This is a genomic window from Liquorilactobacillus sicerae (genome assembly GCF_029916425.1).
GTDB classification, from domain to species: domain Bacteria; phylum Bacillota; class Bacilli; order Lactobacillales; family Lactobacillaceae; genus Liquorilactobacillus; species Liquorilactobacillus sicerae.
This window is the reverse complement of the sequence record NZ_JAHAVQ010000060.1, coordinates 1-771: the sequence shown is the minus strand read 5'-3', so window position 1 is coordinate 771 and position 771 is coordinate 1. Positions and strand designations below refer to the sequence as shown.

The following is a 771-nucleotide window of genomic DNA, read 5'->3' as shown; positions in this document are numbered from 1 at the left end:
ACAGATAGCGATCTAAAAATAATACACACAATGTGTTGTTTAAAAAATACCGGAATGAAAATCAGAAATATCCGTCGATACGTAAATCAGATAATGGCCGGTCCTGATACGATTCCTGACCGTGTTGAGCTTGTTGGGGAACATCTTGCAGCAGTGCTAGAGGAGCAAAAGAAAATTGCTGAAAATTTGAGTGAAATCGACTATAAACTAAATAGATACCGCGATCCGGATGCAACCAAAAAGGTGAATGCAGACATTAAGAGTGCAACTGAAGAAAAGACATCCGAATCTCTTTCTAGCTCATATCTCAATAAGGACCGAAATGCATAACTGTTTCGAAGCACAATGATAAGCCTGTTGGGTGATTTACATATCTTTAATAAATGCTGCACAACTGACAATCCGAGAGTTCCAGTAATGGTTCCCGGATAAAGTATATTGATAGTATCTTTAGTAATGATCGCATTATCCAATAGCCTTTCCGCTATATATAATCTACTACAAACAGAGGCGTTGTATATTGGCCAATTTTTTCTGTTCAATACGGCTAACCCCATAAAAAATTTTTTGTAGATTCTGAAACTTCACACATTAAATCTTTAAAAGTCACTGGAATCTCCGACATAAAACCCTATTTCTATTTAAATTAGTAGACAAAAAATCTTCAAAATATACTCATCATTTAATCCTCATCTAAGTAAATATTAACAGCTTATTTTTAAGAAACGAATTTTTAATCAATGAATCTAAATCCGTAAGGCATATGATATC

General features: G+C 34.2%; 1 protein-coding gene. It reads left to right on the top strand.

Annotated elements, in window-relative coordinates; all coding sequences use genetic code 11:
- Nucleotides 1–330: MerR family transcriptional regulator (locus KH893_RS11175; RefSeq protein WP_281166194.1), on the top strand; the 330-nt coding region annotated here is incomplete at its 5' end.
- Between the last annotated feature and the right edge of the window lie 441 nt (nt 331–771).